Source organism: Thermotoga sp. Cell2 (genome assembly GCF_000789375.1).
Classification (GTDB): domain Bacteria; phylum Thermotogota; class Thermotogae; order Thermotogales; family Thermotogaceae; genus Thermotoga; species Thermotoga petrophila.
This window is the reverse complement of the sequence record NZ_CP003409.1, coordinates 402,945-416,338: the sequence shown is the minus strand read 5'-3', so window position 1 is coordinate 416,338 and position 13,394 is coordinate 402,945. Positions and strand designations below refer to the sequence as shown.

At 47.6% G+C, this 13,394-nt stretch carries 11 protein-coding genes, 1 other RNA gene and 1 pseudogene; 4 read left to right on the top strand and 9 right to left on the bottom strand.

The annotated features are described in order from the left end of the window. Position 1: 1 nt before the first annotated feature. The 3 genes and pseudogenes from CELL2_RS02170 to CELL2_RS02160 all read right to left on the bottom strand — a co-directional run bounded on the left by CELL2_RS02170 (position 2) and on the right by CELL2_RS02160 (position 3,012). Positions 2–1,007: pseudogene (locus tag CELL2_RS02170) on the bottom strand (ABC transporter ATP-binding protein). Positions 1,008–1,019: 12 nt separating this feature from the next. Further along, positions 1,020–1,961, bottom strand: a complete 942-nt coding sequence (locus tag CELL2_RS02165; protein WP_038033643.1) for an ABC transporter permease — start codon at positions 1,959–1,961, stop codon at positions 1,020–1,022. Between the two features lie 13 nt (positions 1,962–1,974). Then, on the bottom strand, positions 1,975–3,012 hold the full coding sequence (locus CELL2_RS02160; RefSeq protein WP_039446201.1) for an ABC transporter permease: 1,038 nt from the start codon (positions 3,010–3,012) through the stop codon (positions 1,975–1,977). Between the two features lie 122 nt (positions 3,013–3,134). Here CELL2_RS02160 and ssrA point away from each other — a divergent pair. The 3 genes from ssrA (at position 3,135) to groL (ending at position 5,595) form a co-directional block, all read left to right on the top strand. Next, positions 3,135–3,491: a transfer-messenger RNA gene (gene ssrA / locus CELL2_RS09090) on the top strand. A gap of 197 nt (positions 3,492–3,688) precedes the next feature. Next, positions 3,689–3,964, top strand: coding sequence for a co-chaperone GroES (groES, locus tag CELL2_RS02155; protein ID WP_008192171.1), 276 nt, complete (start codon positions 3,689–3,691; stop codon positions 3,962–3,964). A gap of 14 nt (positions 3,965–3,978) precedes the next feature. Next, the gene (gene groL / locus CELL2_RS02150; RefSeq protein WP_008192177.1) at positions 3,979–5,595 is read left to right on the top strand and encodes a chaperonin GroEL; all 1,617 of its coding nucleotides are present in this window, start codon (positions 3,979–3,981) and stop codon (positions 5,593–5,595) included. A gap of 188 nt (positions 5,596–5,783) precedes the next feature. Here the strand turns inward: groL and CELL2_RS02145 are convergent, their stop codons facing one another. The 4 genes from CELL2_RS02145 to tmung are packed head-to-tail and all read right to left on the bottom strand — an operon-like array spanning position 5,784 to position 9,582. Next, complete coding sequence (locus CELL2_RS02145) at positions 5,784–7,583, bottom strand: AAA family ATPase (protein WP_038033646.1); 1,800 nt, start codon at positions 7,581–7,583, stop codon at positions 5,784–5,786. Next, a complete protein-coding gene (locus CELL2_RS02140) occupies positions 7,555–8,484 on the bottom strand; it encodes an SDR family oxidoreductase (RefSeq protein WP_038033648.1) in 930 nt (309 codons plus the stop codon). Before CELL2_RS02140 ends, CELL2_RS02145 begins: the two co-directional genes overlap by 29 nt. Next, on the bottom strand, positions 8,481–8,999 hold the full coding sequence (locus tag CELL2_RS02135; protein ID WP_004081427.1) for a metal-dependent transcriptional regulator: 519 nt from the start codon (positions 8,997–8,999) through the stop codon (positions 8,481–8,483). The genes CELL2_RS02140 and CELL2_RS02135 overlap by 4 nt, the downstream gene beginning before the upstream one ends. 4 nt (positions 9,000–9,003) lie before the next feature. After that, positions 9,004–9,582, bottom strand: a complete 579-nt coding sequence (gene tmung, locus CELL2_RS02130) for a type-4 uracil-DNA glycosylase (RefSeq protein ID WP_038033650.1) — start codon at positions 9,580–9,582, stop codon at positions 9,004–9,006. A 109-nt stretch (positions 9,583–9,691) separates the two neighbouring features. Here tmung and fliJ point away from each other — a divergent pair, with 109 nt between their 5' ends. Continuing rightward, complete coding sequence (gene fliJ, locus CELL2_RS02125; protein ID WP_038033652.1) at positions 9,692–10,126, top strand: flagellar export protein FliJ; 435 nt, start codon at positions 9,692–9,694, stop codon at positions 10,124–10,126. On the opposite strand, the gene CELL2_RS02120 is transcribed toward fliJ, so the two are convergent. Next, a complete protein-coding gene (locus CELL2_RS02120) occupies positions 10,123–11,628 on the bottom strand; it encodes a YifB family Mg chelatase-like AAA ATPase (RefSeq protein WP_004081420.1) in 1,506 nt (501 codons plus the stop codon). The genes fliJ and CELL2_RS02120 overlap by 4 nt on opposite strands. After that, the gene (locus CELL2_RS02115) at positions 11,625–13,358 is read right to left on the bottom strand and encodes a proline--tRNA ligase (protein ID WP_038033659.1); all 1,734 of its coding nucleotides are present in this window, start codon (positions 13,356–13,358) and stop codon (positions 11,625–11,627) included. The genes CELL2_RS02120 and CELL2_RS02115 overlap by 4 nt, the downstream gene beginning before the upstream one ends. Positions 13,359–13,394: the final 36 nt, after the last annotated feature.

Sequence of the window (13,394 nt, the reverse complement as noted above, 5' to 3'; positions counted from 1 at the left end):
TTCACACCTCGCTTTTTGCATGTCTCATTTCATCGAGTTTTTGCCAGAAGAAACACCTCACCTTGTGATTGCCATCCAGGTCTTCCAGTTCAGGTTCTTCAACGTCGCATTTTCCTTTTTCGAAGAATTCACATCTGGGATGGAATTTACATCCCGGAGGGAAGTTGAGCGGGTCGGGTACGTTTCCCGGAATGCTCTTCAGTCTCTCCTGTTCTACGTCTATTCTGGGAATGGATTCGAGAAGAGCATAGGTGTAGGGGTGCTTGGGTTCGGTGAAGATGGTTTTCACGTCTCCGTACTCGACCACCTTTCCCGCGTACATGACAGCAACTTTATCGGACATTTCCGCAACGACGCCCATATCGTGGGTGATCAGAATGATTGCCATTCCGTATTCTTTCTGGAGTTCCTTCATGAGCTCCAGGATCTGAGCCTGTATGGTCACGTCGAGAGCGGTGGTGGGTTCGTCCGCTATGAGAAGACTCGGTCTGCAGGAGAGTGCCATGGCTATCATAGCCCTCTGTCTCATCCCACCGGAGAGCTGGTGGGGGTACTCATCCACTCTCTTTTCAGGTTCGGGAATTCCCACTTTTCTGAGAAGATCTATAGCCATTTTTCTCGCTTCTTTTTCAGAGACGTTTTTGGTGAAGAATTATTGCCTCCATTATCTGATCCCCTATCGTGAAAACAGGGTTCAAAGCCACCATGGGTTCCTGGAATATCATGGCGATCTCTTTTCCTCTGATCTTTCTCATTTCGTTCTCTGAAAGTTCGAGAAGATTCCTTCCTTTGAAGATAATCTTTCCGTCAACTATCTTTCCGTTCTGATCCAGGAGTCTCATTATTGAGAGCGATGTTACACTTTTACCACTACCGGATTCCCCAACGATGCCCAGAGTTTCTCCCTCTCTGACCTCAAAAGAAACACCATCGACCGCCTTCACTACACCGTCTTCTGTATAGAAATAGGTTTTCAGATTTTCCACTCTAAGCAGAGGCTCTGTCAATTCGATCCCTCCTTAGAATTTTAGCCTTGGATCGAAAGCGTCTCTGAGCGCATCGCCCAGCAGATTCCATCCCAGAACGAAGAGAACCATAGCGGTACCGGGATAAACGAGAGCGTACCAGTGCTTTCCTATCTCCATTATCCAGTCTCTCGAGTAACTGAGGATGGATCCCCAGTCGGCGTATCCCTGGGGGGCACCGAGTCCCAAGAAGCTGAGCACAGCGGCCGTTATCACGAGAGATCCCATGTTCATGGAAGCCCATATCAGGACAGGGAAAATGGTATTCGGAAGAACGTGTTTCAATATGATGAGAAAATCGGGCACACCTATTGCTTTCGCTGCCAGGACGAATTGTTCTTCCCTCACCTGAAGAATGTTTCCCCTGATGAGCCTTGCCGCTCCCATCCATCCGAACACGATCATTGCTATCATAACCTTGTCGAGACCCGTCCCGAGAACGGTTGTCAACACAACAGCTGCTATGAGGAAGGGGATAGAGAGAAAGATATCGGTGATCCTCATGAGAACCTCATCTATCCATCCTCCAAAGTAACCTGAGATTGAACCTATGAACACTCCTATCAAGAGTCTTGCGAGTGTGACTATGAGACCTATCTTGAAAGCCGTTCTTGTGCCCCAGACGATTCCGTATAAGATATCACGGCCACCAATGACACCGAATGGGTGATAATCAACGCAGCGTATGGGTTCTCTGTTGGGATTCTTCGCCAGGGCATCCTCTTTCGTGGTAGGGGGTTGTGGGCTCTGATTCCAGCTCACCACAGGCATCAAGTAAGGATCGGGTAGCTTGGCTCTGGTGAGCGGGTGAATGGGAGGAGCTATAACAGGCGCGAGAATGGCTATCACCACGAAGAAGAGCACTAGAGAGAACCCTATGATGGCGGATGGATCTCTAAAAAATCTCTTCATTATTCTTTTGAATTCCTGATTCACGTCGTTTCACCTCTCATCCAAGTCTTATTCTGGGATCTATAAGAGCGTACAGAATATCTATGATGAGATTTCCAACTACAAGAATTGTTGAGAAAAACAACGCAGAAGCCATCACCGAAGCGTAATCGAGCTGCAGGGCTGCCTGCGCGGTGAAACTTCCCACACCCGTTCTGTTGAAGACCGTTTCCACGATCACAGTACCGGAGAAGAGACCGATGACCATACCACCGGCGACAGTGGTGACAGGAATCAAAGCATTTCTTCTGGCGTGTTTGTTTATAACCACATCCTCGGGAAGACCCTTTGCCCTGGCGGTTCTCACGTATTCTTTGTTCAGGACTTCCAGCATGCTCGGCCTGGTGATTCTCAGAAGATACGCCCACCAGAGCCACGAAAGAGTTATGATGGGACCTATAAGGTGCTTTAGCCCATCCCAGAAGATGTCCAATCTGCCGTTCAAGAGTGCGTCTATTGTGATGAGCTTTGTGTAGCGATGAAATTCTGGTGATTTGATCACTTCTTCAGCCCACATACTCAGATTCCCAGGAGGAAGCCAGTTCAGTATGCTGTAGAAGATCATCAGAACGAGCAATCCAAAGACGAAATCAGGGAAAGACCAGCCAACCACGGCGAAGATTCTTATGAAATGATCGAGGAATTTTCCTCTGTGAACCGCAGCCTTCACACCAAGCCATATTCCAACAAATACAACAGGGAAGATGGCGTAAAGCGCAAGTTCAACGGTGTATGGAAGTCTTCTCAAAAGAGCATCTTTCACCGGCTCTTTCCCAACAAGGGACCACCCGAGATCACCTCTCAGAGTGTTTGCGAGCCATTTGACGTATCTCACAACGAAAAAGTCGTTCAAGCCGTACTTCTCCTTTAGAGCGTCCATCTGCTCGGGCGTTAACTTGTCCAGCATGTTCGGGTTGACGTACGCTGCGAGTAATTTATCCGGCCCGAGGGACTGGATCATGGAAAAAACGATGAAGGTGACTCCTAAGAGAATCAGGGGCAAGAGCAGAAGTCTTCGTATGATGTATGCGGTCACCTGGTACACCTCCTGGTCGTAAATTGGGTATGCACCTTCATATGATTATACAACATACCCTGAACCTTCCGACATTTGGAAGAGTCTGAACAGTGGTATAATAAGGATGGATTGATAAACCAGGGGGCGAACGGGTTCGACGGGGATGGAGTCCCCTGGGAAGCGAGCCGAGGTCCCCACCTCCTCGTAAAAAAGGTGGGACAAAGAATAAGTGCCAACGAACCTGTTGCTGTTGCCGCTTAATAGATAAGCGGCCGTCCTCTCCGAAGTTGGCTGGGCTTCGGAAGAGGGCGTGAGAGATCCAGCCTACCGATTCGGGCTTCGCCTTCCGGCCTGAATCGGGAAATTTCAGGAAGGCTGTGGGAGAGGACACCCTGCCCGTGGGGGGTCCCCCCTGAAATCGAAAACACGGGCTGCGCTCGGAGAAGCCCAGGGGCCTCCATCTTCGGACGGGGGTTCGAATCCCCCCGCCTCCACCAGAAAAAGGGCGCTTCAAGCGCCTTTTTACTTTTCTTCAACCTCTTTGACTCATTGTTTACCCATTATTAACGATAATGTTGAGTTTGTGTTCGTTTTTCTTAATCAATATCCCTTGAAGAGGCTCGTAAAAAGTAGTATATTTATATTAGCAGTCGAACGATGAGAGTGCTAAAAATCTACGAAGGAGGGATGGATGATGAAAGTGATACCTCTCGGTGAAAGGCTTCTCATCAAGCCCATCAAAGAGGAAAAGAAGACTGAGGGAGGAATCGTTCTTCCAGATTCCGCAAAGGAGAAACCGATGAAGGCAGAGGTCGTAGCCGTGGGAAAGATCGATGACGAGGAAAAATTTGACATCAAAGTTGGAGACAAGGTTATTTACTCCAAATATGCGGGTACAGAAATAAAGATTGATGATGAGGATTACATCATCATCGATGTGAATGACATACTCGCGAAAATCGAAGAGTGAAGGAGGTGTGAGATATGCCGAAGATTCTGAAGTTCAATGAAGAAGCGAGAAGGGCACTCGAAAGAGGTGTGGACAAGGTTGCTAACGCGGTAAAGGTGACTCTCGGACCGAAGGGAAGGAACGTTGTTATCGAAAAATCGTGGGGTTCTCCAACAATAACCAACGACGGTGTTTCCATAGCCAAGGAGATTGAGCTCGAGGACAAATTCGAAAACCTCGGGGCTCAGCTCGTGAAAGAAGTTGCTTCCAAAACAAACGACGTTGCCGGTGATGGTACAACAACTGCTACGGTTCTCGCACAGGCTATGATCAAAGAAGGTCTCAAGAACGTTGCAGCGGGCGCCAATCCAATTCTCCTCAAGAGGGGTATAGACAAAGCCGTTGAGAAAGCCGTTGAAGAGATCAAGAAGGTCTCCAAGAAACTTTCCGGTAGGGAGGACATTGCCCACGTTGCCGCTATATCTGCGAACAGCGCCGAAATAGGAGAGCTCATCGCAGAAGCTATGGACAAGGTAGGAGAAGACGGGGTCATCACTGTGGAAGATTCCAAAACACTCGAAACCTACGTTGAATTCACCGAAGGTATGCAGTTTGACAGAGGTTACATCTCACCATACTTCGTCACGGATGCCGAGAAGATGGAGGTCGTTCTGAAGGAACCCTTCATACTCATCACTGACAGGAAACTCAGCGCTGTGAAACCTCTCATTCCGATCCTTGAAAAGGTCGCTCAGACCGGAAGACCACTTCTCGTTATAGCGGAAGACGTTGAAGGAGAAGTTCTGACAACACTTGTTCTCAACAAACTCAAGGGTACTCTCCAGTCCTGTGCCGTGAAGGCTCCTGGATTCGGTGAAAGAAGAAAAGCCATGCTTCAGGACATAGCAATTCTCACCGGAGGTCAGGTGGCAAGTGAAGAGCTCGGAATCAATCTCGAAGATCTCACCCTTGAAGATCTCGGAAGAGCCGATCTTGTGAGGGTCAAGAAAGATGAAACCATCATAATTGGAGGAAAAGGTGATCCAGAGGCTATCAAGAAGAGAATCGCTCAAATCAAAGCCCAGATAGAGGAAACCACATCTGAGTACGAAAAAGAAACTCTCCAGGAAAGGATGGCAAAACTCGCAGGAGGAGTAGCCGTCATAAAGGTTGGAGCGGCCACCGAAACAGAGCTCAAGGAAAAGAAACACAGAATTGAAGACGCACTGAGCGCTACAAGAGCAGCCGTTGAAGAAGGTATCGTTCCCGGTGGAGGAGTAACACTCCTGAGAGCAAGAAAGGCCGTTGAAAAGGTCATAGAAGAGCTCGAAGGCGACGAGAAAATAGGAGCTCAGATCGTTTACAAGGCACTCTCAGCCCCCATTAAGCAGATTGCTGAAAACGCAGGATACGACGGAGCGGTGATCATAGAGAAGATACTCTCGAATGACGATCCAGCCTATGGATTCGACGCACTCAGGGGAGAATACTGCAACATGTTTGAAAGAGGAATCATTGACCCAGCAAAGGTTACAAGGAGCGCCCTGCAGAACGCCGCGTCCATCGCTGGAATGCTCCTGACAACGGAAGTGCTCATCGTTGAAAAACCCGAGGAGAAAAAAGAAACACCGAGTATTCCTGAAGAATTCTAAATGATAACAAGGGGGCCAAAGGCCCCCTTTACTTTTTTTACTTTCTGTGGTATGATGAAAATATCAATAGTTCCTTTCAGGTATGGAAATCTGTTGCGGAATAGATCCAAGAACTCGTTTGAGTTGATTCAATACTTCCTCAGAGGTCTTAAAAAAAGAAGGGGCGTTTGCCCCTTCTTTTGGTTTCATCAAACGCTGAACTTTTCTTCGAAAATTTTCGTTGTTTCCTCGTCTATATTGCATATGCGGATTTCTTCCAGAGCGGTATCCGGATGTTGATCGATGAAATCTTTTATTGCCTTTGAAAAGATTCCCACCGCTCTTTCTTTCGGAAATCCGAAGATTCCTGTGCTGATGGCAGGCATTGAGATGCTTTTCAATTTCAGTTCGTGAGCTCGAAGGAGTGCGTTGTAAACTGCTTTGTAGAGGAGTTCGTCCTCTCCATGACTGCCTCCTCTCCAAACGGGTCCCACAGCGTGAATCACGTATTTTGCCTTCAGCTTTCCAGCGCCGGTTACCACCGCTTCGCCTGTCGGGACTCTTCCTCGTTCTTGAACGATCCTGTCGCTTTCTTCCTGGATAACGCTTCCACCTGCTCTCACGATCGCTCCCGCTACTCCTCCTCCGTGTTTCAGATATTCGTTCGCCGCGTTCACTATGGCGTCCACTTCTTCTCTTGTGATGTCTCCCTTTACGATTCTGATCTTTTTCCCTTTGTATTCCAGTTCTTTTCTCACTTCGGCCATACTTTCACCCCCGTACTTCTCGGGCCAGAGTTTTCTGAGCCTTTCAAAGAGTTCTTCCTCAAAACCTACTCTCTTTGGCTGGAAGATGACCTCATTTTTCAACTTTTCTGGAAGATAGTTCGTTTTCACGAAACCACCGAAATCATGGGGATAAAGATACCCTTCTCCGTATCCACGCTTTTTCATCTCTTCGGTGACGGGATTTCTCAGAAAAAGCGGTACGTCCTCCACAGGAAGTTCCTGGACTTTTTTCATTGCGAGATAAACAGAGTTGCTCTTGGGAGCGAGGGAAAGATAGACGGCACACTCTACAAGGTTCATCAAACATTCGGGAAGTCCCACGTGTTCGACAGCGATGGAGGTCGAAACGGCGATATGTAGAGCGTTTGGGTCGGCGAGTCCAACGTCTTCGCTGGCGAATATGATCATTCTTCGTGCTATGAATCGCGGGTCTTCTCCCATCTCTATCATTTTGACGAGGTAGTAAACAGCGGCGTTTGGATCGCTACCTCTCATACTCTTTATGAAGGCCGAAGCGAAATCGTAGTGTGATTCCTTCGTGTACCCGCTCACGTTTCCCAGCAGAGTTTCCAGGTCCTCAAGAGTTACTCTCTTGTTTTTGAACGCCTGGTGGACGATCTCCAGGGTGTTCAAGAGTTTTCTGGCGTCTCCTTCGGAATGCCTTACTATGGCTTTCTCTACCGATTCTTCCAGATCGATGTTGAGAACCTCTGTTGCTTTTTTCAAGATCTTCATCAGGTCCTCGTCAGAGAGTTTTTTGAAATAAAGAATCCTGCACCTTGAGAGAAGTGCGGGTACGATGACAAAACTCGGATTTTCAGTTGTTGTCGCAACCAGTACGATGTCTCCTCGTTCAACATGGGAAACCAGAACCATCTGCTGGTTTTTGTTCAGGCGGTGTATTTCATCGAGAAAGAGAAGCAATTTTTTTCCATATTTTCTCAACTGTTCTCCTCTTTTGAGAACGTTCTTTATTTCAGAAACCCCGTGAACGGTGGAGCTCAGATAAACTACCTCGCCGTTGAAATACCGTTTCAACAGCGAAAAAACCGAGGTCTTACCAGACCCCGGTGGTCCATAGAGGATAGAAGAGAACATGTTGCCTGTCTTTAAAGTTCGCCGGAGAATCCCTTTATTACCGAATATATGATCCTGACCGACGAAATCCTCGAAGTCTTTCGGCCTGAGCAGTTCACTCAAGGGTTTTTCTGAAATACTCAACGGTGAGCTTCAATCCCTCCTCAAGGGAAACTTTGGGTTCCCAGCCGAGCTTTTCCTTCGCCTTCGTGTAATCGAGAATGCTCTTTCTCACGTCGCCCTTACGCGGTGGTTTATAGACAGGCTCTTTATCGTAGCCAGTGATCTCTTTCAGCAGTTTGAAGAGCTGGTTCACGGTTGTGCCCCTTCCCGTTCCTATGTTGAAGACTTCGTTGTCGCCTTTCTCCATGGCGAGAAGATTCGCTCTGACTACGTCATCAACGTAAACGTAGTCTCTGACGTACTCTCCATCACCGAATATGTGAACTTCCTCTCCCCTGAGCATCCTTTCAGTGAAGATGGCCACCACGCCCGCTTCACCGTACGGATCCTGTCTTGGCCCGTAAACGTTGGCGTATCTGAGAACTGTGTACTTCAATCCGTACTCTCTCGCGAAGAATTCCAGATACATCTCGGTGCTGTACTTCGCTATGCCATAAGGGGATATCGGATGAGGTGTCTCCGTTTCCGGTGTTGGAAAGACCTTCACATTCTCTCCGTATATCGCCCCACCGGTGGACGAAAAGATGAATTTTTTAACACCGTACTTGATGGATTTTTCAAGAAGCACAAGAGATCCGATGATGTTCGTTTTTGCGTCTCTGGCGGGTTCCCTAACAGAGATGGCGACACTAGCCTGAGCGGCGAGGTGAAAGACATACTCGGGTCTGTGTAGAGAGAAGATCCGCTCCATCATTTCTTCGTCCTCTATACTCTGTTCATAAAACAGTGCGTTTCTGTTGAGGTTTTCGACCTTTCCAGAAGATAGATTGTCCACCACAATGACACCGTATCCGTTTTCTATCAGTTTGTCCACCACGTGGGATCCTATGAAGCCCGCTCCGCCTGTTACCAGAATGTTCATGGTTGAGCCTCCTCTTCTTCATCTTCTTCCATAATTCTGGCTTCTTCAGGGATTTCCCGAACGTTCACGAGTCTTCTGCTCTCTTCGAGAAATTCCTTCAGTTCCTGCACCTTGCTCTCATCGAAATTCACCATTATGTCGTAAAATCTCTTGAATCTTTCTCTCGTTTTCGTATCCAGGAAGTGTGAGAAATGACGCGAGAGTTTTTCCGCGGTGGGTGAAGGTATTCCCATCACGTAGAAGAAAAAGTTCCTGAGTCTGTTCTGAGAACCTCTCAACGATCTTGCTCTTCTTTTACCCTTCTCGGTAAGGGTTATGTATCCGTACTTCTCGTATTCGACGTATCCAAGTTCCGCCAGTCTTTTCATGGCATTCGTCACACTTGGAAGGCTCACTCCCATCTTTCTCGCGATGGTGCTCACCCTCGCCGCGGGTTGTTTCTGAAGTATCTCCTGAATCACTGCAAGGTAATCTTCGAGCGCAGGTGTCAGGGTTTTCTTCCTTCCTCTAGGCATGCTATCAACCCTCCTTCTTTATGAAACTTTTTGCTTTCTCAATATCCTCAAGAACGATCCTTCTGAGTTCATTACTTCTATTTCTCAGGAGATAACTCGGATGGAATGTTGGAATGACCTTTTTTCCTGCGAGCCAGTCGATGGGATTTCCTCTGATTTTGGTTATGGATACCTTTTTCCCATCCATGAGGAAAGACAATGCCGTGGCTCCGAGAGCAACTATCACATCTGGGTTGATGATTTCGATCTGAGCGAGTAAAAAATGTCCACATGCCGCCTGTTCTTCAGGAGTGGGTGTTCTGTTGTTGGGAGGCCTGCATTTCACAACGTTGCATATGTAAACATCTTCTCTTCTGATACCTGATTCTCTGAGTAGCTCCGTCAGAAGCATTCCCGCTCTTCCGACGAAAGGTCTTCCCGTCTTGTCTTCTTCCTCTCCCGGTCCTTCTCCCACAAAGACAATCCTCGTATCCAGATTTCCTTCTCCTACGACAACGTTTGTCCTATTCAGATGAAGTGGGCAAGCCGTACACTTTTTCACTCTTTCTGACACTATCTCCATGAGTTCTTCCCTTGTATACAAGCCTTTCTCCCCCGGATTCTGGTAAAATATTTCTGGAAATTATCAGAACCTTACTTAATTTTATCATCCACTATAAATTTTTCCAAAAATCTTATTGGGGTGATGATTCGTGCCTTTTAGATTTAGACTTCAGAGAATATACGATGTTCGAAGAAAGGAAGAAGAAACTTTGAAAAACGATCTCTCAAAAATCAATGAAAAAGTGGAAAATACCCAGAGAATTATACAACAACTTTCCGCTGAAAAGAAGCGAATAGAAAGTAATTTTCTTCACAAAAAGGTTCTCAGAAAGGAAGATCTCCTGAATATGGAGATGCAGATGATGTTTTATGAAGAAGAGATCAAAAAAAAGCAAAGTGAACTTTCTGAACTGATGAAGGAACAGGAAGAAACGAGAAGAAAACTTTTTGAAAAAATGAAGGAGAGAAAGATTCTTGAAAAATTAAAAGAAAGAAAGATGCGAGAGTACTTTCGTGAGGAAAACCTCAAAGAAAGGAAGACCATGGATGAAATAGCGGAGAGGAAATTCTGGTGGGAAAGCTAACTCTCTCTGAACCTGTACTGAAGCGCTTCTGCGAGGTGACTCATTTCTACACCGTTCGAACCTTCCAGATCCGCTATTGTTCGTGAGATCTTCAGAACTTTGTCGATCTTCCTACCCGACAGTCCATATCTTTCCACGTATCTTTTCAGGAGATCCTCACTCTTCTCGTCCAGCTGGACAAACCTCCTCAGCATTCTGTGAGACATCTGTGAATTGCAGGAAATATGAGTATCCCTGAAACGTCTTTTTTGTATTTCCCTCGCCTTCATCACCCGCTCTCTGATTGAAGAGCTTTTCTCTCCTTCGGGTTTTTTCATCATTTCCTCGAAGGAGAGCTTCGGGACGTTGATCACCAGGTCCATCCTGTCCAGAAGAGGACCCGAGATTTTCTTTCTGTACCTCATGATGTCTCTGGGAGAGCAGACACAGGGTTGTTTCGGGTCACCAAGATTTCCACAGGGACAAGGGTTCATGGCACCAACAAGCATGAAGCGGGCGGGGTAGGTGACGGTGAACTTCGCTCTGGCAACCGTGACGATACCTTCTTCGAGAGGCTGTCTCAGGGCTTCCAGCACATCTCTTTTGAACTCCGGTAGCTCATCGAGGAACAGAACACCGTTGTGTGCGAGAGAAATCTCACCGGGTCTTGGGTTGGTACCACCACCGATGATGGAGACGGTCGACGCCGTGTGATGGGGAGCTCTGAAGGGACGGAGTTTCACGATCCCGGGATAACCAGATGCGCTGTACACCTTGCTCGTCTCGAGGATTTCCTCTTCGGACATGGGAGGAAAGATCGTGGGAATTCTCTTCGCTATCATGGTCTTCCCGGAGCCGGGATTTCCTACCATGAGGATGTTGTGAAAACCTGCGACGGCTATCTCCACCGCTCTTTTCACCATCTCGTGGTCTCTAACATCGGAGAAATCGATCTCGTATTCCAAGTTCGTGTTTTCTATACCCGAATACTCGATCCGTTTCAGCGTTCTATCTCCCCTCAAGAACTCAACGCATTCTCTGAGAGATTCCACTGCGTATATATCCAGTTCTTTCACGCATTTTGCTTCCTCTTCGTTCTCTTTTGGGATGAGCACCGTACCACTGAACATTTCTGAAAGAGAAAGGAGAACGGGAAGAACCCCGTTCACCCTCTTCACTTCTCCATTCAGCGAGAGTTCTCCTATAGCGAGGATGTTTTCGCTCACCTGAACTATTCCTGTTGAAGCGAGTATGCACAGTGCGATTGGCAGGTCGAGCATGGAACCTTCTTTTCTCACGTCTCCAGGAGCGAGGTTCACCACGTATTTACCGTGTGGAAGAGAAAATCCACTGTTCAGAATAGCGCTTTTCACCCTTTTTCTGCTCTCTTTCACGGCGGTGTCACCGAGGCCAACCACGTCTATATCGTTGAAAACGCTCCTGTTGTCGAAATCTACTTCAACATCTATTTTCATTGCTTCTATTCCCTGTATCGTGGCGGAGGAGAGTTTGTTGTAGTTCACCTGACAGCCTCCTTGGGATCGTACTCCCGCTTCATCTTTTCCAGTGTCTCCAGAAGCGCACCGAAACCGTTTTTGATGTTCACCTTGACGAGTTCTTTCGAATAGCGTTTCTTCAGTTCAACAACACCTTCCTTGAGGGATCTTCCCACGTTTATTCTTATGGGAAAGCCTATGAGATCGGCGTCTTTGAATTTGAAACCAGGCGAGACTTCTCTGTCATCCAGAACAACCTCTTCTCCTTTTTCTGAGAGAACCTGGTAAATCTTTTCTCCCACCTGCTTCTGTTCAGCGTCGTTCATGTTCAGAATGTCCACCACAACGGTGTAAGGGGCGATCGAAAGGGGCCAGATCATACCGTTCTCATCGTGGAAATGCTCCACAACAGCCGCCATCGTTCTGGAAACTCCCCAGCCATAACAGCCCATGATGAAAGGCTTCATCTCACCGTTTTCATCCATAAAGTAGGCCTTCATGGCTTCGGAGTATTTTGTACCGAGTTTGAATATGTGACCAAGCTCTATCCCTTTTGTTGCCTTGAGAGGCTCACCACAGACGGGACAGGGATCGCCCTCCACCATCGTTCTCAGATCGTACCACTCGTCCACCTTGAAATCTCTGGGATGGTTTGCGTTTACGTAGTGCGTGTCCTCTTCCATACCCCCAACGACGAAGTTTTTCAGCCCCCTGACGCTGTGATCGGCCACTTTCTTCACATCCACACCGATGGGTCCAATGAATCCGACAGGAACACCGAAGTCCTTCAGAATTTCTTCTGGAGTTGCCATTCTCAGCGACTGATCTTTCAAATGTGCTTTGAGTTTCGCTTCATTGAGCTCCAGGTCTCCTCTTATGAGTACCATGACGTATCCTTCTCTTCCTTTGTAAAGAAGAGACTTCACGATCTTCGACGGAGGAACACCGAGAAACTCTGAAACTTCCTCGATCGTCTTCACCCCGGGTGTGGGAACCTTCTTGAAGGGTTTCTCTTCTTCCTGTTCCTGAGTATATTCACCTTTGTATTCGGCTTTTTCGTCGCTTGCCTGGTAGCCGCACTTTTCACAGAAGAGTACGTTCGTCTCTCCTATTTTTGCAGGAACGACGAACTCGTGGGAAGCGTTCCCTCCGATGGCACCCGTTTCTGCCTCTATGATCATGTACCTCACGCCGAGCCTTTCCATAATTCGGGAGTACGCTTTTTTGAACTCTTCGTACGTCTCGTCCAGAGATTCCCAGCTTGCGTGAAAGCTGTAAGCGTCCTTCATGATGAATTCTCTTGCCCTGAGAAGGCCAAAACGGGGTCTGATTTCGTCTCTGTACTTGTTCGCTATCTGATACAGAGTGAGAGGAAGCTGTTTGTACGAACGGAGCTCGTTCTTCACAAGGTCCGTGACGATCTCCTCGTGCGTGGGACCGAGTGTGAAGTCTCTTTCGTGCCTGTCTTTGAGTTTCATCATTTCGGGACCGTAATCGTCCCACCTTCCTGACTGTTTCCAGAGTTCCGCAGGTTGAAGGATGGGCATCAGAATTTCCTGTGCCCCTATCCTGTTCATCTCTTCCCGAACTATATTCTCTATTTTGAGAAGCACTCTTCTCCCTAATGGGAGGTAGGTGTATATACCGGCAGCTGTTTTTCTGATGAAGCCTCCTCGAAGAAGATACTCGTGGCTCACTGTCTCAACATCGGAAGGGGTTTCTTTGAGAGTAGGAGCGTAGAGGTCTTTCATCCGCAAGGCCGATCTCCTCCTCGATTTCGAGTTCTTTTGAAA